Annotated in this window: 15 protein-coding genes, 1 pseudogene and 1 riboswitch; of the genes and pseudogenes, 8 read left to right on the plus strand and 8 right to left on the minus strand. The window is 35.9% G+C overall.

What is annotated here, in order from left to right:
* Position 1: 1 nt before the first annotated feature.
* Positions 2-1,123 (plus strand): DUF362 domain-containing protein, encoded by a 1,122-nt coding sequence (locus H964_RS01725; protein ID WP_039764226.1) that lies wholly within the window; start codon positions 2-4, stop codon positions 1,121-1,123.
* A 59-nt stretch (positions 1,124-1,182) separates the two neighbouring features.
* Positions 1,183-1,334: riboswitch (cyclic di-AMP (ydaO/yuaA leader) on the plus strand.
* Positions 1,335-1,339: 5 nt separating this feature from the next.
* Complete coding sequence (locus tag H964_RS01730; protein ID WP_039764227.1) at positions 1,340-2,698, plus strand: 2-isopropylmalate synthase; 1,359 nt, start codon at positions 1,340-1,342, stop codon at positions 2,696-2,698.
* 87 nt (positions 2,699-2,785) lie between these two features.
* Here the strand turns inward: H964_RS01730 and H964_RS01735 are convergent, their stop codons facing one another.
* From H964_RS01735 to H964_RS01745, 3 genes are all read right to left on the minus strand, one after another.
* Complete coding sequence (locus H964_RS01735; protein ID WP_011916289.1) at positions 2,786-3,430, minus strand: L-ribulose-5-phosphate 4-epimerase; 645 nt, start codon at positions 3,428-3,430, stop codon at positions 2,786-2,788.
* 2 nt (positions 3,431-3,432) lie between these two features.
* Positions 3,433-4,527, minus strand: a complete 1,095-nt coding sequence (locus tag H964_RS01740; RefSeq protein ID WP_011916288.1) for a GntR family transcriptional regulator — start codon at positions 4,525-4,527, stop codon at positions 3,433-3,435.
* 120 nt (positions 4,528-4,647) lie between these two features.
* Complete coding sequence (locus H964_RS01745) at positions 4,648-6,318, minus strand: ribulokinase (RefSeq protein ID WP_039764231.1); 1,671 nt, start codon at positions 6,316-6,318, stop codon at positions 4,648-4,650.
* A 289-nt stretch (positions 6,319-6,607) separates the two neighbouring features.
* Between H964_RS01745 and H964_RS01750 the strand changes: the two genes are divergently transcribed.
* Positions 6,608-7,660 (plus strand): hypothetical protein, encoded by a 1,053-nt coding sequence (locus tag H964_RS01750; RefSeq protein ID WP_039764232.1) that lies wholly within the window; start codon positions 6,608-6,610, stop codon positions 7,658-7,660.
* 209 nt (positions 7,661-7,869) lie between these two features.
* Positions 7,870-8,769, plus strand: a complete 900-nt coding sequence (locus H964_RS01755) for a polysaccharide deacetylase family protein (RefSeq protein WP_039764233.1) — start codon at positions 7,870-7,872, stop codon at positions 8,767-8,769.
* A 6-nt stretch (positions 8,770-8,775) separates the two neighbouring features.
* Here H964_RS01755 and eutH read toward each other — a convergent pair whose 3' ends face one another.
* The 3 genes from eutH to H964_RS01770 all read right to left on the minus strand — a co-directional run bounded on the left by eutH (position 8,776) and on the right by H964_RS01770 (position 13,677).
* Positions 8,776-9,870 (minus strand): ethanolamine utilization protein EutH, encoded by a 1,095-nt coding sequence (gene eutH / locus H964_RS01760; RefSeq protein WP_039764234.1) that lies wholly within the window; start codon positions 9,868-9,870, stop codon positions 8,776-8,778.
* A gap of 82 nt (positions 9,871-9,952) precedes the next feature.
* The gene (locus H964_RS01765; protein ID WP_039764235.1) at positions 9,953-11,914 is read right to left on the minus strand and encodes a glycoside hydrolase family 127 protein; all 1,962 of its coding nucleotides are present in this window, start codon (positions 11,912-11,914) and stop codon (positions 9,953-9,955) included.
* A gap of 173 nt (positions 11,915-12,087) precedes the next feature.
* Positions 12,088-13,677 (minus strand): ClC family H(+)/Cl(-) exchange transporter, encoded by a 1,590-nt coding sequence (locus H964_RS01770; protein WP_039764236.1) that lies wholly within the window; start codon positions 13,675-13,677, stop codon positions 12,088-12,090.
* Positions 13,678-14,132: 455 nt separating this feature from the next.
* Between H964_RS01770 and H964_RS01775 the strand changes: the two genes are divergently transcribed.
* Together H964_RS01775 and H964_RS01780 are read left to right on the plus strand one after the other, a co-directional pair.
* Positions 14,133-16,022: an APC family permease gene (locus tag H964_RS01775; RefSeq protein WP_039764237.1), complete on the plus strand. Its 1,890-nt coding sequence runs from the start codon at positions 14,133-14,135 to the stop codon at positions 16,020-16,022.
* 210 nt (positions 16,023-16,232) lie between these two features.
* A pseudogene (locus tag H964_RS01780) lies at positions 16,233-17,217 on the plus strand (Rpn family recombination-promoting nuclease/putative transposase).
* 169 nt (positions 17,218-17,386) lie between these two features.
* Here the strand turns inward: H964_RS01780 and H964_RS01785 are convergent.
* Complete coding sequence (locus H964_RS01785) at positions 17,387-18,574, minus strand: iron-containing alcohol dehydrogenase (RefSeq protein WP_039764238.1); 1,188 nt, start codon at positions 18,572-18,574, stop codon at positions 17,387-17,389.
* A gap of 145 nt (positions 18,575-18,719) precedes the next feature.
* Between H964_RS01785 and H964_RS01790 the strand changes: the two genes are divergently transcribed.
* Positions 18,720-19,112 carry a winged helix-turn-helix transcriptional regulator gene (locus H964_RS01790; protein ID WP_011916278.1) on the plus strand — a complete coding sequence of 131 codons (393 nt, stop codon included), beginning with the start codon at positions 18,720-18,722 and terminating at the stop codon, positions 19,110-19,112.
* Positions 19,113-19,167: 55 nt separating this feature from the next.
* Positions 19,168-19,524, plus strand: coding sequence for a gamma-glutamylcyclotransferase family protein (locus H964_RS01795; RefSeq protein ID WP_039764239.1), 357 nt, complete (start codon positions 19,168-19,170; stop codon positions 19,522-19,524).
* Between the two features lie 38 nt (positions 19,525-19,562).
* Here the strand turns inward: H964_RS01795 and H964_RS01800 are convergent, their stop codons facing one another.
* A complete protein-coding gene (locus tag H964_RS01800) occupies positions 19,563-21,545 on the minus strand; it encodes a DUF6449 domain-containing protein (RefSeq protein WP_039764240.1) in 1,983 nt (660 codons plus the stop codon).
* Between the last annotated feature and the right edge of the window lie 116 nt (positions 21,546-21,661).

A 21,661-nucleotide genomic window follows, 5' to 3' on the forward strand; every position in this document is an offset into this window, starting at 1 on the left:
CATGGCTGCATCAAAGGTTTATTTCACAGACTTTAAAACCAAACCAGGGTATAATATGCTCGACAAGCTTGAAAATCTTGTGAAAAAGGCAGGGATTGAAACAATCGATTTTAAAAACAAGTTTGTTGCTATCAAGGTCCACTTTGGAGAACCAGGAAACCTTGCGTATATAAGACCAAACTATGTCGCAAGGATTGTAAAACTCATTAAAAGCCTTGGTGGCAAGCCTTTTGTAACAGATGCGAACACACTTTACACGGGAAGAAGAAGCAATGCTCTGGACCACTTAGAAGCTGCGTATGAAAATGGGTTTAACCCGCTTGTACTTGGCTGTCATGTAATCATCGCAGATGGGCTCAAAGGAACAGAGTACAGAGAGATTGAGGTGAACCTTAAACATACTCAAAAAGCAAAGATTGGCTCTGCCATTGCAGATGCTGATATTATAATCTCAATGAACCACTTTAAAGGTCATGAGATGACAGGGTTTGGTGGTGCTATCAAAAATATCGGGATGGGTTCTGGCTCGCGTGGTGGAAAGCTTTTTATGCATTCATCCTCAAAGCCGGTTATAAAGACATCAAAATGTGTTGGCTGCGGAATGTGCGTCAAAAGCTGTGCGCAGTTTGCTATAACTTTGAGTGAGAAGAAAAAAGCGGTCATTGACTATGAAAAATGTGTTGGATGTGGTCAGTGCGTTGCAGTGTGTCAGTTTGGCGCAGCAACAGTCAAGTGGGATGAGGCTGCATCAATTGCAAGCGAAAAGATTGCTGAGTATGCATATGCGGTGCTCAAAGACAAGCCTCATTTTCATGTAAACTTTATAATGAACATATCACCTGACTGTGACTGCTGGTCACACAATGATATTCCTATTGCACCAGATATCGGCATAGCTGCGTCATTTGACCCTGTTGCTTTGGATAAGGCATGTGTTGACCTTGTAAATAGCTCTGCATTCACACCAGCTGGGTCTGTGTTTGAAACAGCAAAACACATTGAGGTTGACGGCAAGATTGACAGGTTCAAGAGCGTTCATCCTGACACAGACTGGAGAGTTGCACTAAAGCATGCTCAAGAGATTGGGCTTGGAAGTTTGGAGTATGAGCTTGTAAAGGTATAGACATTCTTTCTTGCCAAACTGCCGCTTTTCTGGTATGATAAAAATCATAATAAAAAATAAAAACAAAAAAGCTGAATTCCTGTGGCAAAATCCACAGGATAGGGGGGACCCACTTTTTCGGGGTGAATCAAGGCATCTTGCCTTGTAGGGCAAATATCCCTTTCTGCCCGAACCCGTCAGCTAACCCCCGAAGCTTTGAAAGGGAGGTTTGTTTTTATGAATGTTAAATTTAATCCAAAAACTCACATTCTTGAGATTGAGTATCAGTTCAGGGATGTTGAAGAGCCAAATCTTTTCAGGAACATCTATCCTTACAATGAAGTACCAAGGCTTGTTTTCAACCACAGGATTGTGCCCATGAACGTGCCAGAAAAACTTTATATTACCGACACAACTTTCAGAGACGGCCAACAGTCACGCTCACCCTACACTGTTGAGCAAATCTGTAGGATTTATGACTACTTGCATGAGCTTGACAATGGAAGTGGCGTTATTCTTCACACAGAGTTTTTTGTGTACTCAAAGCAGGACAAGGAAGCAGTTTTAAAGTGTTTGGAAAAGGGTTATGATTTCCCAAAAGTCACTGCTTGGATTCGCGCAAAAAAAGAGGATTTTGAGATTGTAAAGAGCCTTGGTATCAAGGAAACAGGAATTCTGGTTTCATGCTCGGACTATCACATTTTTAAGAAGCTCAAGATGACACGAAGCCAGGCAATGAAACAGTACTTAGAGATTGTGTCAGCAGCTTTAGAGGCAGGAATTATACCACGCTGCCATTTTGAAGACATCACACGCGCAGACTTTTACGGGTTTGTCCTGCCGTTTATAAATGAGCTTATGAAGCTTTCAAAAGAGGCAAATATGCCTGTGAAAATCAGAGCCTGTGACACGCTGGGGCTTGGCTCACCAATACCGGGGGTGGCTCTTCCAAGAAGCGTGCCTCAAATAATCTATGGGATTGTAAACTATGGTGAGGTGCCATCTGAGTGGCTTGAATGGCATGGCCATAACGATTTTTACAAGGCAGTCATAAACTCAACAATGGCATGGCTTTATGGTGCCTCAATGGTAAACACATCTCTTTTGGGAATAGGTGAGCGAACCGGCAACACACCATTAGAGGCAATGGTGATGGAATATATTCAGATAAGAGGCAGTGCAGATGGTATGAATGTTGCTGTGATATCTGAGATTGCCGACTATTTCAAAAAAGAAATAGGCTATGAAATTCCGCCAATGACGCCTTTTGTTGGTGACAACTTTAACGCAACACGGGCTGGAATTCATGCAGACGGGCTCATGAAGGATGAGGAAATCTACAATATATTTGATACAGGTAAAATCTTGGGAAGACCACCAAAGGTTATTATAGATGCATACTCAGGTATTGCAGGAATTGTAATCTGGATAAACAGGTATTTTAAAGACAGCGGTATTGACATTCAGGTTGACAAAAAAGACCCAAGGGTTCAGAAGGTCAAAGAATGGGTAGATGGTCAATATGAAAATGGAAGAAATACATCAATAAGTGATGAAGAGTTAAAAGAGGTTGTAAAAGAGGTATTTGGAATATAAAATAAAGCAAGGCTGCCAAATTAACGGCAGCCTTGTGCTTTGTATAATAAAACCTTTTTGTGCTGGGGGTTTGATTTAAAAATATGCTCATTTTTGTCCATATTTTGTCACGTATCTCTCATGAGCTCTTTTTACCTCTTCAGGTGGAATCTCGATAGGCTCGCCCATCATCTTTGCAATAAACACTGTTTTTGCAACATCTTCTACCATAACAGCCGCTTTTACTGCCTCATCAACAGTCCTTCCTATTGTAAATACTCCATGGTTTTGAAGAAGAATTGCCGGACTTTCTCCTATATACTCAACTATTACCTTGCCTATGTCTTCACCACCAATCTGAGCATACGGTCCGCATGGAATCTCACAGCCAAACTCATCGGCAATTGCTGTCAAATACACTTTTATTGGCTGGCCCAGTGCTGCAAACGCCGTTGCATAGTTAGAATGTGTGTGCACCACTGCATTTATATGTGGCATGTGCTTGTATACATAAAGATGTGTGAGAGTGTCTGTTGAAGGTTTTAAATTCCCTTCAACAATATTTCCGTCCATGTCAACAACTACCATCTTATCAGGTGTCAAATCGTCGTACATCACACCTGATGGTTTTATAACAACAAGGTTTGTGTCAGGGTCGCGAGCTGACACATTTCCGGATGTCCATGTAACAAGACCATATTTTGGAAGATATAAATTGTATTTGCAAACAAGTTCTTTTAAGCTTTCAAGCATTTTTAAAATCCTCCTTTTGTTGAATTTCTGAAGATTATCTCACATTCAACCTCTTCCTTGACACCAGTTCTGCTCTTCTTTATCATAGATAGTGCTGCTTTTGCTGCCATCTCGCCAAGCTTTTCTTTTGGGTGTTCAACTGTTGTGAGTTTTATTTCTGTCAGTGTAGAAAGAAGTGAGTTGTCATATCCAGTAACCGATATATCTTGAGGAATTCTAAATCCCATTTCTTTTAGCTTTACACAAAGAGGAAGGGCAATCTTGTCGTTGTAACAAACAGCAGCATCAAATCTTTCTCTTGAGATGATTTCAGCTGCTCTGTTATGAACAAAATTGTACTCCTCACTTGTAAAAAAGATTGCATCAAACTCTGCCTGTGCCTCCTTGCATGCCTTTTCAAACCCACTATACCTTTTTATCCCCTGCAAATCGTCTCCTTTGAAAATGCCAAGAAGCTTTTTGCACCCACTTTTTATAAGACTCTGGGTAAGCTTATAAACTGCTGACTGGTCTTTGGTTATTATGTAGTTTTGTGCTATGTCTTGTAAAATAGTGTTGATGAAAATTACAGGAATCTCTTTTTGTATAAGTTTTCTGTAAAGGTCTTGATTTTTAGAAGGCAAGGCACTTTTTGTCGGCTCTATTATGACAGCGTCTATGTTTGGATTGTTTATTATGCTCTCTAAGTGATATCTTTCAAATTCGTAGCTGTTGTCGGTTGAAAATAGCAAAAGCCCGTACCCTTCATGTGCTATCACCTTTTCAATTCCTCTTATAATCAGGGGAAAGATGTAGTCTGATATAAATGTTGTCAGAACAGCAATGCATTTAGAGCTGTCAGCACTTTTCTTTGCAACAAACGTACCTCTCCCCTTTTGAGACACAAGGAGTCCTTCAAACTCAAGTTCCATTATAGCTCTTCTTACCGTGTGACGAGAAACTTTGAACTTTCTTGCAAGCATATTTTCTGAATAAATCTTCTCGCCCTCTTTGAACTTGCCAGAGTTAATTCCTTCAATAATAAAATCTTTTATAATCTCATATTTGGTTTTGCTCATTTTATCATCATCTTGTCCATACAAGTTTATTTTTATCATACCACTTAAAAAATTTTAAATCAATACCATTATTTAACTCGCAGGCTACCCTTCAAAAAGTCCGAAAAGCTTTTTAAAAATGGGTAGCCTGTGTTTGAAAAGTTAAAAAACCTAAAAGCTTTACATCCTCGAAACTTCTTCTTTTATCTCTTTTAGCCTCTTCATCACATCATTTGCTCCACTGCCAAAGTAGTCGTGAAGAATTCTGTATTCTCTGTAGAGCTTTTTGTAAATCTCATGATTTTTTGGATTTGGCTTGTAAGAATAGTCTTTTAACTTTGCCATCTTCTTTGCAGCCTCAAATATGCTGTCATAACCACCTTTTTCTTTTCCTGCAGCAACTGCACCAAACATTGCAGAGCCGAGTGCTGGCGTCTGAGGTGATGCTGATACCTTTATCTCAAGTCCTGTCACATCAGCATAAATCTGCATCAAAAGCTCGTCTTTTTCAGCAATGCCACCACACGCATAAAGCTCTCTTACCTCAATGCCATGCTCATTGAAGTTGTCAATTATTATCTTTGTGCCGTACGCTGTTGCCTCAATCAGTGCCCTGTACATCTCCTCTGGCTTTGTAGTTAAGGTCATGCCAAGCATCATACCAGTGAGGTCTGCATCAACCAGAATTGACCTGTTACCATTCCACCAGTCAAGCGCCAAAAGACCGCTTTGACCAGGTTTTAATGCTTTTGCTTTTTCTTTTAGAAGCTGGTAGATATTTAATCCTTTTTGCTTTGCTTCTTCAAAGTAATGCGCTGGCACGCAGTTTTCAACAAACCATTCAAAATGGTCTCCAACACAGCTCTGACCTGCCTCATACCCATAAAAGCCAGGTAAAATTCCATCTTCGACATACCCGCAGATGCCTGGGACCATCTTCTCTTCATTCCACAAAAGCATGTGGCATGTAGATGTTCCGATTATCATCAGCATCTTACCAATATCAGTAATCCCAACAGCAGGAACTGAAACATGCGCATCCACATTTGCAATTGCAACAGCTGTTCCAGGATTTAAGCCCATTAGCTTTGCCATCTCTTGTGTGAGCTCACCAGCTTTCTGGCCAATAGGATATATGTCGCGGGATAGCTTTTCATCAACAACATTCTCAAGTCTTGGATGAAGTGCTTTGAAAAACTCTTTTGAAGGATATCCTTCCCTCTTGCTCCAGATAGCTTTATATCCTGCTGTGCATGAGTTCCTCTTCTCAACCCCTGTCATCTTCATTACAATCCAGTCAGCAGCCTCAATGAATCTGTCTGCCTCTTCATAAACCTCTGGTGCTTCTTCTAAAATCTGCATGATTTTGGGGAATAGCCATTCGGATGAAATCTTTCCGCCATATCTTTGTAAAAACTTCTCCCCTCTTTCTTGGGCTATTTGGTTTAGCCTATTTGCATATTTTTGAGCAGCATGGTGTTTCCACAACTTAACATAGGCATGAGGATTTGACTTGAACTTGGGAAGCTCACAAAGCGGTGTCCCATCCTTTTTGATAGGAAGCATAGTGCAGGCTGTAAAGTCAATTCCTATTCCAATCACATCGTCTTTGGAAACACCTGCTTTTTTCAAGACATCTGGAACGGTTGTTGCCAAAACCTCTATATAATCCTGTGGATGTTGAAGTGCCCAGTCATGAGGAAGTTTTGTACCATCTGGCAAGCTCTCGTCCATGACTCCATGAGTGTACTCTTTCACACTTGTTGCAACCTCTTCACCTGTCTCAACATTAACAAGCACTGCTCTTCCTGACTGTGTCCCAAAATCAATTCCTATACTGAACTTTGCCATAAAAATCCCCCTTTTCCCCTTTTGCTTGTGCATACATGTTTCTTTAAAAATATAGTAGCATATATGCAAAAAGAACAAAAGAGAGAGGATAAAAAAAGTTGTATATATACAATTTAAGCATACATTCCACTCAAATTATTTTTACACAAAGTTGTTTTATAGGAAAAAGATAGAAGAACTGAAAGAGCGGAAAAACAAAACGAATGGTCACTTTTTAAAAAAGAGTGATATAATTTTATATAGAAAGTGTTAATACTCCGAGAAAAATTAAATCTGGAGGTGAGAAAGAATGAAAAGTTTCAAAAAATTATTTGCCTTATTAACAATAATGAGTTTTATCCTTTTCATTTCAGCGCCCTTTGTACCAGCAGCCCAAACTCAACAATCCTCATCAAATCCTTTAGAAAAAGCTTTTAAAACTGAACTTACCAAGCTTTTGAATCCTGATCTTCCAATTTCGTGTGACATCATCACTACCTCCAACGGTCAAAAATCAATAGGCTTTGGTGTAAATGTTCTGGTAAATAATACAAGTAGCCACAAAATATCTGCAGATAGGAAAAACAAAAAATTCTTTGTTCAAGCCAAAAAAGGAAATTCAACTTCAACAACTTATGTAAATGGTCAAAAGGTTTATATCCTGGATACAAAAGACAATAAATATATAGAAACCAGCTTCCCTGCAAGTTTGTGGCTCTCAATTAATATGTTAGACACACCACTTTCTCAAAACCTAAATAAGTTCAATCAAACAGTTTTGAACTATCTCAGTTCACAGACACCTTCTATTGTAAAAGGTGCTTATAGGACAAAAACTTTAGCTTTTGGCAAAAACGTTGACTGCTATGTGCTGACAACAACTTTGCCTGGCAAAGTTATAGAGCCTGCAGCAAAAGATCTTTTGCTTTCAAGTACAAGAACAATCCTCTCCCAGTTTTCGCCAATGATAGATTTATATCTCAAAACATTGACAGATGAAGAAAAGCAAGCTTTAAAATCTTTAAATGTAGACCCTGCTTCAATTAGCGGAGCTCAAATTACAAAACAGATTGAAAGTGCAATCACTTCATCAGTGAACTTATTAAAATTGGATGACTACAAAGTAAGCTTTTATTTAGACCAAAAGACAAATAAAATTGTAAAGATTATAATTAAAAACATGCCTGCAAACAACAGTGGTGTTTCTTCAAGAATTGAGATAACCAATATTACAACTGGAAATGATGTAAAGTTTTTGCAAATAAATGAAAGCATGATAAAACGGCAAAATGTACAACCTGACTTGTCAAGCATCTTAAAACTTTTGGAAGGCTTTGCAACTAAGATTCAGCAATTAAAATAAAGTAAAAATATAAATTTGGAAAAAATGAGATTTGCGAAGGAGGCTGTCAAAATGCGGCAGTCTCCTTTATTTTTCTGTATTTCGATAAACTCTCTTCCCAAATTTCTGTAACATTCTTTTAATTATATTCACACAAACTACCCTTATAATCAAATAATGTTGTGTCTTTTGGGAGAAAGACTTGCTGCAAAAGAAGGTGAAATTTTATAATGCAAAAGACAAAATATTTCATCGCAGTATTAACAATAGTTGCAATTTCCTTAATATTATTGTTTCCAATTTACGTTTCTGCTCAACGAGAAGAAATCAAAATACCAGTACTGGTTTATCATTACTTTTACAAAGACAAAGAAGAAGCTGTAAAATGCAACCATAGTACAGTCACCTCTATTGAAAATTTTGAAATCCAAATGGATTATCTTCATAGAAAAAACTTTAAGACATTGACAATGGATGAGCTATATAGATTTTTAAAAGGCGAGTATACACCACCAAAAAATTCTGTAGTAATCACAATGGATGACGGATACAAAAACAATGTCACATTGGCATACCCAAATTTAAAAAGATATGGTTTTAAAGCTTGTATCTTTGTAATTGGAAAAACTGTTATAGACAAGTCAAATAGACCTGATGAATTTGAATACCTTAATTTAGAAGACATGGTAAAATACTCTGATGTGTTTGAGTTTGGCTCTCACACATATGATATGCATAAAATTGTAAATGGCAAACCTGCACTTTTGCAGTACAGCATGCTTGACATTCTCTTTGATTTTATAAATGGTCAGATGGTAGTTCAATCACCTTATTTTGCATACACGTTTGGTGGATATAATGAAGTAATAATTGAGATTTTAAAATCCTTTAATTATAAGCTTGCTTTTACAACAAAAAAAGGGTACGTAACATCAAACAGTAGCCCATACGAGCTTCCAAGGTTCACTATTTCAGATAAAATTTCTTTTCAGCAGTTTGTAAGGATTGTAGAAGGAAAGTATTTTGAAGATTATTCAGAAAAAAAACAAAAGAATAATTATAAAAGCCGACCTTCAGTTGGTGTTAATGTGAATAGAAGAAAAAGCATTCCTATACTCCGACGGAGTTAGGGATTTTCATATTTTATATAGCTGTTTGCTTTTATATCTCAGATACAAAACTGTCCCCCCTATAGCAAGAAGACCACTTATAAGCTTATTAAAGAGGAAAATTGATATATATGAAGGTGCAACTGCACCTAAGAATCCTAATTGTGGGCCCACAACAGAAGCAGTTGTAATACTCAATGCTGCATTTATAACTCTTGACTTAGAATCCATCTTCTCATAAAGATAAAGTGTGGGAACACAATTTATCAAAAGTATCATCATTCCTTCTATCCCCTGTTGATTTAACGTTAGGTATTTTCTAACAAAACCAGAATATTTTATTAACACATTATAAACAATTGAGAAAAATACATAGCTTCCAGCTATTAAAATTGCCATTTTCAAAGGCAGTTTTATGCTCTCATCTAAAGCAGTTTTGTAAGGTAAAATTGCTCTGCCGGTTAGAATGTGAAAACCTAAAAATATAAGACCAATTAAATTCAAGATGTTCATTGCCCTGCCCAAAATTTTCATCAAATTTATTAAAATGAACCATTCTTTAGCAATTCCAAAAGCTAATATAATCACAATTGCTATGACAAAGAATATTAGTCTGAAAACTTTTAAAACGTCAAACCCGTAAAAAATAGATGTCAAAAGAATACCTGCGGGAATACATATAATTCCTATAAGGCTGCCTCTAATAAACTCATCCCTGTATTCTTTCTTTAGTATTCCAAACGCAACAGGATATGTAAAACCTATACTTGCCCCCAAAGTAGAGCTCAATAAAATACCACCTATCAATTTTGATGTTTCATCTTTTGAAACCTCACTGGAAATATGATACCCACCCATATCTATAGGTAAAATACAGGATATCAACACTGCTCCATCGCTTTGAAATAGCCTTGCCAAAAATCTTGAAGGATTTATCAATATAAAGCTCAAAAATGGATACAGATAAAGTATTCCCGTCATTGAAAATATTGCCTTTGCCATAATCACAAAGCCTTCTTCGGCTTTTGAAGCAAGTTTGAATTTATCTCCTATGATTTTGTCTAACAATCCTAAGGCAAAAGAAGTAGAAAAAAGGTAGAATAGAACCTTATTAATTAGCATTCTTAAGACCTCTTCCTTTTTCTCATTCCATTTTTCACAATATTTTATCACACATTCTATTTACAAAAAACTATTTAATTCTCTATTTCTCATACACCCACACTCTCATTTCTCCTTTTCCTCTATTTCCCCATGCAAAATATGGGATAAATTTCACCTTCGTAGGTTGATATCTGACCTCAAAATCAGTTTTATAAAGTTGATCTTCAAAATCGTCTCTCCTAATTTTGTAACCGTGTGCATAAACTACGTAAATTCCATTTAGCAATTTTTCATCAAACTGGAGCTCCAAACTGCTATTTCTATCAACAGAAACTAAATGAAGATTATCCCCATTGTCTGCCTCTTCAATGCAAAAAACAACAGGACCTTTTACTATTGCAACTTTGCCAATATTTTCTCTCACAAGAGGATTTGAATATGCTCTTTTCAGCTGAGTTGGAAGTATAATCTCTATCCTATCATTTGATTTCCAGCCACGTGTTATTGAAACATAGCCATCTTTTAAATTAAAACCAGTCAAAAGCTCTCCATTGATTCTGATTTCAAACTTATCACACCAGCTTGGAATTCTCAAATTAAGAGTAAAATACACTTCTCCATCAGTAATTATTTTAAAATTGACCTCATCATTAAATGGATAGCTTGAATTTTGTACGATTTTTGCTTTTTGGTTATTAATTGGAAATTCAGCCTCACTGCCAATATACAAGTTTACATATATCTCATTGTTATTGTACAAATAAATATACTTACCAATAGAAGCCAATAGTCTTGCCACATTTGGTGGACAGCAAGCACAGCCAAACCAAGGTTGACGTTCTGGTTTTACATGGTGTCTGTCAAACCTTTTTTCTACTTCTTTTGGAAATACTTCAAGAGGGTTAACATAAAAATACTTTTTGCCATCTTGTGACATAGCTCCTATTATAGTGTTATAAAGAGCTCTTTCTACAACATCGTAGTACTTGCGGTGTGGTTTTATTCTATTCATCCGATGGGCAAAAAATACAAGCCCTACAGATGCGCAAGTCTCAGCATACGCAGCAGCATTTGGCAAATCGTATTCAAATGTAAATGCCTCACCATGCGCAGATGAACCAATTGCACCTGTAATGTACATCTTTCTATTTCTTATATCATCAAATAGGGCTTCACATACCTCATAGAGCTCTTTATCTTTTGTATAATGAGCAACATCGGCCATGCCAGAATAAAGGTAAACTGCTCTGACAGCATGTCCCACAGCTTCTCTTTGCTCTCGAACAGGTTTGTGTGCTTGCAAATACTCTCTTCCAAGTCCTTTAAATCCTTGCCAATGCTCTTTTTTGCCTCTTTTTTCCCATTCTATATCGAAGTAGTATGGTTCTTGTCCTCTCTCATCAATAAAAAACTTTGCAAGTTCAAGGTATTTACTATTGTTTGTTACCTCATATAGCTTTACAAGAGCAAGCTCTATCTCGGGATGTCCATCGTAGCCTCTGATCTTACCCTCTTCTTTTCCAAACACGCTATAGATATGGTCTGCAAGCTTGCAAACAATATCTAAAAGCTTAGTCTTTCCAGTTGCTTTAAAGTGAGCAACACCAGCTTCAATCATATGTCCTGCAGTGTAAAGTTCATGGCACTCTTCTAAATTTGTCCATCTTTTGCCCTTTTCCTTGATGGTAAAATATGTATTCAAATACCCATCTTCCCACTGAGCCTTTTTAATTATATCAATGACCTCATCAACCTTTTTCTCCAAATCAGGATTTGGATACTTTTCAAGAACATATGATGCTGCTTCAAGCCACTTTGCAACATCGCTATCTTGAAAAACAAATCCCTCAAATTCCCCATCTTCAAGACCCGCTGCTATCTTGAAATTTTTTATTGCATGGCTCTTGACAGGAATATCAACTAAGTCGTTCAAAATTTCCCACTGATATGGTACAACTACATCACGAACGAGATCTACATACCTTCCCCAGAATGGGTCTTTGATAGTGACATCTTTTATCTCTGGGGATTTCAAATAATTTGTAAAAGGATTTTCAGTCATATTTTTTCACCACCTAAGTATTTAATTTTTATCCTTCGTCTTTATTTTCCGACATTATTCTTACTTTTTCAAGTTGAAAAAAACAATAATTTTGGTGGAAAAATTTGATTTAACCTTTCACATTGATCTGTAGTCATGACCATGAATAGGTCTTTTTATCAGCATTTAAATCATTACCACTTTTTGTCTCGAAGCTTTGTCGGTTGTGCGGCCATGATAGATAGTTCTTCGTTTAAATCTAAAAATTTATTTTCATTTGTCAGAACAACTAAATAATCCCCAGCTAAAATCTTAGTTTCACCTCTTGGTATTAATTCTGAAGAACCTCTTCTGATGCTTACTAACAAACAATCAGATGGCCACTCAATATCTTTTATTCTTTTCCCATCAATTGCAGAGCCAACACCAACAGGTACTTCAAATAATATTTTGTTCTCTTCATCTCTTTCTACTTTCACATAGCCATTTTCAAGTAAACGCTCCAGCAATACTTCATAAATCGGTTTGTTTTTTAATATCTCCGAAGTTAAATATGCCAAGATAGAAACTGTGCTCAGTGCTAATAAATGTCTAAAAGAACCTGTCATTTCTGTAACTAACAATGCTCCTGTTATTGGTGCTTTTACAATTGCTGCAAAATTGCCTGCCATTGCTATAATAGCAAAGTCCTTAATGAAGCTGGGGTTTAAATGAAAGAACTTGCTTGCACAAATTCCATAAATGTTCCCTACTAAAGTCCCAATTAGAAGAAGTGGCATAAAAATACCACCTGGAGCGCCAGAACCATAACTGATCATGGTAAACAAAAATTTAACCACTAACAAAGTTAAAGTAAAAAACAGCCCATACTTAGAATTATTCAGAGACCTGATTACATTTTCTCCCCCACCTAAGGCATCTGGAATGAATAAACCAACAAAAATAGAAAGTAAAAATGGTATTAAAAGCTTAATCTCTGTACTCAGTTTTGTTTTTTTATATATTTCTTGAGTCTTTAATAGCACTGTGTTAAAAGCAAAACCAATAAATCCCATTATTATTCCAAGCACTATTAGGTAAGGATACTTATTAAGTGGAATAAGTGTAAGATAACTAAAATCGAAGAGAGGTTTTAATCCAAAAAAGCTTGAAGAAACAAAATCTGCTGTAAGCGATGAAATCATTGTCGAAACTAAAACAAGCGGTGAAAAGTTTTTATGTAATTCTTCAAGTGCAAAGACAACTCCAGCCAAGGGTGCATTAAATGCAGCTGAAAGGCCTGCACTTGCACCACATGTAATAAGATATTTTTCTTCAACCCTAAATCGTTTCAAAAATCTGCTTATTCCTTGTCCTATCGCTGCTCCTAATTGAATCGAAGGACCTTCTCGTCCTAAAGACAGTCCACTTCCTATACACAACACTCCTCCCAAAAATTTATACAAAAGTATTTTAAACCAGTAAACTTTTAACAATCCCTTCACTATACCACTTACTTGAGGTATTCCACTTCCACTTACCATGGGCTCTCTTTTTAAAATTACCCCACTGAGATAAGCTACAATAGTTAAAACAATTGCCCAGCCTAAAATCCAAAAATTTCTTGTATTTAGGATATCGTAAATATTTTTCACAACCTCAGAAAGTTTTTCTAATATGTATCTGAATAAGGTAACCCCGGCTCCTGCGAAAATACCCACTACAAATGCTTCCAATATCATTCTTTTGCGAAAAGTTATCCATTCGCTCAATATTTTATATGTGAGACTTTTGCTCTTTCTCAACGAACTTCTCTCCTCCTTTGCAAATATGCCTTGTTTTTCATTTTAGCAAAGAAAAATATTCTTGTTAAGTTTTTGTAAAAATTTAACAAGTAGGATAGCGTGGTGTGTGAATGTTTTTTAAATTAGGATGAAAATAATGAAAGTAGATCAAATAAAAGTTCTGCCGAAAAAACTTATATTTTCACTTCATTATGTATTTCCTACAACTTGTTACTCTCAGTTTTGTGCATATTTTTATTGCCTTTTTTTGGCTTAAATTTTAAAAGTCTCAGAAAAATAAACCACTTGAGCTATTTTTCAGTTAGCTCAATTTTTAGTGCATAATCTCTACAACCTATATATTTTACTATCTATAAAACATCAAAATAACAATTGAATTAAAACTTTTAGGGGAATATAATTTTGTAATCATGTGAAAATTACTTAAATCAACTACTCAGAGGGGGAGTTTTGGCTTGTTTGAAAAACTAAAGAGAATCCTTATAGGAAAGCCTTTGCCAAATGAAGCAGAGAAGACAGAAAAATATGGTGTTTTATGGGGATTGCCAATTTTGTCAAGCGATGCTATATCGTCTGTTGCATACGCTGGACAAGAAATTTTGTATGTCCTTTTGCCTGCAATAGGATTTCTCGCTTTTAAAGAAATATCTGTTGTAACATCCGCAATCATAATACTTCTTTTTATTTTAATGCTTTCTTACAGACAAACTATTGAAAACTATCCAAATGGTGGCGGTGCTTTCATTGTCGCGAAGGACAACCTTGGCGTTTTGGCAGGCATTGTGGCGGGAGCATCTTTGTCAGTTGACTACATCTTGACAGTGGCAGTTTCTATCTCCTCAGGTGTTGACCAGATTGTGACCGCGCTTGAATTTTTAAAGCCTTATAAGATCGCTTTATGTCTCTTTTTAGTCCTATTTTTGATGATTGGAAACCTTCGGGGAATAAGAGAATCATCCAGAATATTTGGGATACCTGCTTATGCTTTTATGTTTTCAATCTTAGTTTTAATCATAGCTGGGTATATAAAACTAAGGGTGGGATATGTTCCGCCAGAGCCAAAGGTAAATTATTCCCCCCATCCTGTTACTCTCGTTTTGCTTTTGAAGGCATTTGCAAGCGGGTGCACAGCTTTAACTGGAATTGAGGCTGTATCAAATGCTGTTCCAAACTTTAAAGACCCGGCAACAAAACATGCTAAAACTGTTTTGCTTTTATTGTCGTTAGTAATTCTCGTTCTGTTTGGCGGAACAACACTTTTGGCAACACACTATCATATAGTTCCTACTGAAGGTGCTATGCTTGTTTTGATGGCACAAGAAATATTTGGAAAAAGCTTTATGTATTATGTTGTTGCTGCAACAACCTTTATAATCCTTGTTTTTGCTGCAAACACTGCATTTTCTGGCTTTCCGATGCTTGTTGCTGTCATGGCAAAAGAAGAATTTGTGCCAAGGCAGCTGAGCCTCAAAGGTGATAAACTTAGCTATTCAAATGGAATTATCATCCTTGCTCTGGTATCTGCACTTTTGATTGTAGCATTTAATGGTAACGTAACAGCGCTCATTGGTCTTTATGCAGTCGGCGTCTTTATATCATTCACACTATCTCAATCAGGCATGTTTGTAAGATGGCTTAAGAACAAAGGTAGTCATTGGCACATAAAAGCATTTATAAACGGATTTGGTGCACTCACAACATTTGTTGTTGTCATTATAATTGCAATAACTAAATTCAAAGAAGGTGCGTGGATTGTTGTTCTTTTAATTCCTCTACTTGTCTTTGCAATGATAAAGGTAAAGCTTCATTATATTGCCGTCGCAGATCAGCTGAGAGTAACACCTGCAGACAAAGAACTATTGGATGTTGATCATAACATCTACAGAAACAGAGTTATTGTACCGATTGAAAGTTTAAATAAGGCAAGCATCCGTGCTCTTAGATTTGCAAAAACAATCTCAGACAATGTAATTGCTTTCAATGTATCAATAAATGAGGAGCAGGCAAAAAAGCTACAAGAAAGGTATAAAATGCTCAATTGCTCTATTCCGCTTGTAATAAGGTATTCACCTTATAGAAAAATATTAGAACCGCTTTTAGAGTATATAAAGTCAGAAGAGTACAACTATCAAAAGGGGGACATGATAACAGTCATCATACCCAAATTTACTGTACAGCGCTGGTGGCAAAAGATTTTGCACAATCATACGTGGCTGTTTATAGAAAAAGAGCTTTTAAAACACAAGCACATTGTTGTATCTGTCATGCCGCTGCAGCTGAAAGATGATGATGTGGTTTTGAAGAAAAAGAACAAACCTTTGTGGAAGATATTAGAGGAAGACTAAGTAATAAAAAAAGGACATAGCCAACTGCTTTGCGCAAGCTGGCTATGTCTTTTTATTGTTTTTTGTCATGCTGTAGTCTTGTTTAAAATGAAATTGTTTTTTGTGAAATCAATTAAGTTTTATGGTATAATTAAATTAAAAATCAAGATAATTAAAAATTTTTCGACAACGAAGTTTTAATATAAAAAAGGAAGGATAGGGAGTAAAATAATGACACAAAAAGTTCCACACAACCAGTATGACTTAACTTTTAAAAGAGTTTTACAATTTAAGGATGTATTTTTAAATTTTTTAAAAGATCATTTAGACAGGGACTGGGTAGATAAAATAGATCCAGAGAGTTTGGAGTTTGTAGACAGGAGCTTTATTAAAGACGAGTTCTTAGAAAAGGAAGCAGATGTCATTTATAAGGCAAAATTAGAGGAAACAGATATCTATTTTTATGTTTTGATCGAGGCTCAATCAACAGTAGATGAAAGTATGCCAATAAGACTATTTGAATATATGAATTTAATATGGAAAAGGCATATGGAAGAAAATAAGGAGGAACTTTTACCCCCGATAATTCCTATTGTGCTTTATAATGGTAAAAAGAACTGGAGTGTTCCTCGACATATAATAAGAGGGTATGATATATTTAAGGATGATATATTCAACTACTGGTTAGTAGACGTAAATAAACTTGATGAAGAAAAACTCAAAGGCCGGTTAGACCTTTTGAGCAGTATACTGTATTTAGAAAAGTCGAAGCGATATGCAGAAGAATTTGTGAAAAAGCTGAATGAAGTATCTGAATACATAAGGGGGCTACCTCAGGAGCAGCTTAAGGTATTTTGTTCATGGCTGTTGAGAATTGTACGACCTCAGGTAATAGATCAAATGAAAAATATGATTGATGATCTTTTAAAAAAAAGTAGAAGAAGAGGGGGTGGATGATGTGGGTGATTTTATATTCAATGTTCAACAACTGATTCAAGAATACTATAAACAAGCTGAAGAAAAAGGAAAAGAAAAAGGATATGAGGAAGGAATCGAAGAAGGAATAAAGCAGGGAATCGAAAAAGGTTCAAAAGAAACTCTTATGAACATAGTGAAAAATATGATACTTGCAGGAGCAGATGATAATTTTATAGCTAAGGTAACAGGATTAGAAATTGAACAAATAAAAAAAGTAAGGAGTAATCTCATGAATTGAGGATAACTTTTTGTTACTGTGTTCTAATATCATATCGAGCAAACAATGATGTTTTTTTATTCTTCATTAATAGACTTTAGAATAAAAGGAGCTATTCAGATTTGTTGCCGAATAGCTCCTTTTGTATTTTTTGGATTCGATTTATAATTATTGTAAACATTTATTTAATTTATTTATACGCCTTTCTCATAATTTCTACTGTCTTTTCAAAAGAAAGCTTATACGGGTCAACCTCAAAAAGTCCGCCCATTGTTTTTACTGCGTTGTCAGCAAGCTTTTCAATTTCATCCTCTTTAATTCCATAGTCAGACATCTTCAAATTCCCAACACCGCACTCTTCCTGAAGCTTTTTCATTGCCTTGACAAATGCAAATGGTCTTTCATCCTCTGGCAAGCCGTCAACATCGATGCCCATTGCTCTTGCAAGCTGGATATACCTTTGAGGCACTTTTGAGGCAAAGAATGTATGGTATGCTTCAGATAGCATTATAAGCCCTGCACCATGAGGTAAATCTGGATGAAAAGCAGAAAGCGCATGTTCCATTGAGTGCTCTGATGTACAGCTGGAAGTCGACTCAACAAATCCTGCCAACGTGTTTGCAAGTGCAACATATGTTCTTGCCTCCAAGTTGCTACCGTCTTTCACGCAAAGCGGCAAGTATTTTGCTATAAGCTCAACACTTTTGAGTGCAAACATATCACTTACTGGAGTTGCAATCTTTGCTATATACCCTTCAACCGCATGGAAGAAAGCATCAAACCCTTGGTATGCAGTAAGGTGCGGTGGCACACTTAACATAAGCTCTGGATCAACCACAGAAAGCGTCGGAAATGTGTACTGATTGCCATAGCCTATTTTTTCGTTTGTTTCTTCATTTGTTATAACAGTCCAAGGGTCAGCCTCTGTTCCAGTTCCAGCTGTTGTGGTTATTGCAACAATTGGAAGTGCACCGTTTGTTGGTACTTTTCCTTTGCCTGTCCCACCGACAATATAGTCCCAGTAATCACCCTCGTGTTTTGCCATAAGAGCAATGCTTTTTGCAGAATCTATACTGCTTCCACCACCAAGACCAATTACAAAGTCACAGCCTTCTTCTTTTGCTAATCTTGCCCCTTCCATAACATGTTTTTTAATTGGATTTGGCAAAATCTTGTCAAATACAACATAGTCTATTCCTTTTTCTTTTAAGATAGAAATTAACCTGTCCAAGTATCCATACTTTTTCATAGAGGTACCTGCTGATATGACAATCAAAGCCTTTTTGCCAGGCAAATTCTCGTCTCTGAGCCTGTTTAAACTTCCTGGACCAAAGAGAATTTTTGTCGGCATAAAGTAGTTAAACACTAAATTTTCCATGGTTTTTATCCCTCCAAAATATAATTTCAAAACTCAGAGCCAAAATTCCTTTTAAGTTTAGTATAATATTCTTGTCAACGTTTACAAGAGTGCACTTTTTGGATATAAAGTATCATAGATGATACTAAAGGAAGGTGTTTTTGATATGGCTCAAAAGCAAAAAGTCAAGGAAGCAACATGTGAGATAGAAGTTGCATTTGAGGTAATAGGCGGGAAATGGAAACCACTTATTTTGTGGTATTTAGGTGAATATGGAACACTAAGATTTGCTCAGCTGCAACACTTAATCCCTGATATTACTCACAGAATTTTGACAAAACAACTTCGTGAGCTTGAAGAGCATGGACTTGTTGAGAGAAAGGTCTATCCTGAAGTACCTATTAAGGTTGAGTATACAATAACCGAAAAAGGAAAAGAAGTACTACCTATCTTAGATATGATGTGCGACTGGGCTGATAAGTACAACTATTTTGGATATAAACTAAAGTACTGTCTTTGCAATGAAGATTCCTGTGAGATTGCTCAGGATGATTCCTGAACACAGAGAAAAGCCGCTGGCAAAATTTTAAAATTAAAAAGGGGGATATTTACAAATGTACCTTTTTGTCTATGGCAGCCTTCTTTCTCATAACAGCCACAACTATTTGCTCAAAGGCTGTAAATTTATAGGAAAAGCCATTTTAGAAGGCTTTGGGCTTTACAAGGTAAGCTGGTACCCAGCGATAGTACCAAAAGAAAACTCAAAGGTGCTGGGTGAGGTTTACCAAATTGACCCAAGCACCTTGAAAAAGATAGATGAATTTGAGGATGAAGGTGAGCTTTACAAAAGAAAAGAGATTGAGGTTGTGCTTGAGAAAGGTGACATTTTGAAAGCTTGGACTTATGTGTATTTGTTTGATGTTGATGAGGATAACTACGTTCCTTTTGAGAATCAACCATGGAGGGGATGAAGCTTTATACTTGCCTGGAAAAACTTCAAGTTATTTTTTTACAGTGATTTTAATAACCCCCAGTCATAGATATGATTAGCTCTGTCAAAAAAGATGATATAATAAAGCTGTTTACCATTACTTTTGTAACTGTGCCATATATATGGATTTTCATAATTGCGAAGGTATTTTTCAATTAAGCTTTTATCTGTAGCCTTTTTAAAGGCTTTTTGAGCAAGCTTTTCAGGTACACTATTTCTTACTTTTTCTGGACTGCTCACTTTCCCAATCGCAGCATATGCTATCTCATCTGGCATGACACGGGCATATTTTATGTAACCTCTTTCAGAAAGCCACTTTTCGAGTTTTGAGTATGACTTTGAAAAAGGTACATCTAAGTGACTTGCAAATGTATTATAACCTCTGTAAATTACATTTTTAAGATTTATTGTAATATACCCCCAAGGCTCCTTTGTAGTGAAAACAAGCTCTTCATACTTAGTATTGGAAAACTCTTCTTTTAGGATGGTTAGAAACTTTTGAATATCTTCTTCTTTAATGTTGAATTGCCTTTCTGAACCTCTTTTAGTAAGTACAATTGACTTTACATTTGTTTGCCTTACTTTAAATAATGGATTTATGTGCTGCTTATAGTTTCTATTTTCATAAATCGGTTTTAAATACTTTGATAAAGAGTATCTATCAACTACATATTGTCTCTCAATTTCTTTGCCATCTTTGAGATAGTACTTGATGTACAAATTAGAAGTCCACGAAAAAGGTTGATTTGCTGATGCCAAAACCTGTCTTTTATTTTTTGTAATATACTCATGAAGTCTTATAGTATTATTGATGATATCACGATTGAAAAATTTATTGTCAATTTTATATGTTGAAAAATTATATGACGATAGAAAAGTGTCATCTTTAAAAATCACAGCTTTCACCTCATTTGGTTTTGGTACATACCTTTCAAAGCCAAAAACGTCTAATTTAACAATTCCAATTATTGCTATCATTGCTATCAAAAAATATACATATTGAAATAGCTTTCTGTTGAAGACATTAAATCTCTTGTTCAAGATCATTTCAGCAACTAAATAACAAACAAACGAACCAATAAAATAGCTGAGAAGAATACTCCAAAGTTTACCTTGAGCAAGCGGAGTAGAATAAGAACCAACAAAAAGCATCCCGCAAAACGCAGCTCCATATTTGAATATATACTCAAAAGGTTTAAAAACAATAGACTCTCCTGCTTTTTCGCTTTTGCGAAGTCTATAAAAGATTGCACCAAGTATGAAAAAAATAATTACTAGAGAAATATAAACTATCTTTTCTACAAAACCCATTTTAGGCATACTGCCGCCACCAAAGATTCTTCCAAGTGGTGCTAATTTGTCAATAAGCTGAGAGTTTGTTTCTGCATAATATCCAAAAACCAAGCCATAAAGGTTTGAAACTCCTGTTACGTATAAAAATACAGGTAGATTTAACAAAACAATTGTTAAAAATCCTTGAACAGCTATTGAACCCGTTATGCTTGCACAAAAGGTTGTAACTGTAAAAAACAGCATACAGTACAAAGTTATATAAAGCCCCCATGAAAAAACCTCTTCTGTTCCAAACACAAAGAAATCTTTAAATCTGATTACCAAGCCCAAAATAATAGCAGTATTTAATATAATAGGAATAAGTAGTATAAAACAGCCAGAAAATACATGAGAAAAATACAGAGTTTCTCTTTTTACTGGAAGACTGTGAATAGAATCAGAGGCTTCCTTCGAGTGAAGATAGCTAAAAATCAAAATTGACGTAAGCATACCAGCCAAAAATGTCAAAAGTCCTGTATAACTCCAATAATTTAAAACTGATGATGAAATCTTGAAATCTTTATATTTCAAAATATTTGGTATATCAAACAGAATAATTAAAAGCGGATTTGTAAAAAGTCCAAGAAAGTACAGTAAACCTATCCAGCTATATCTTTTTAGGTCTGACAGGAAAATGCTTTTATTAAAGAATGATATCTTTAACCTCATATCCAATCCCTCCCATCTCATAGATGAATATCTCCTCTAATGTAAGTGGTACTGTATCAAGTACTATTGGTTCATATTTGTTTAGAATCTCTAAAATCCTTTGTCTGTCCCCTTTA

Origin of the sequence: Caldicellulosiruptor sp. F32, assembly GCF_000404025.1 — a bacterium.
GTDB lineage: Bacteria > Bacillota > Thermoanaerobacteria > Caldicellulosiruptorales > Caldicellulosiruptoraceae > Caldicellulosiruptor > Caldicellulosiruptor saccharolyticus.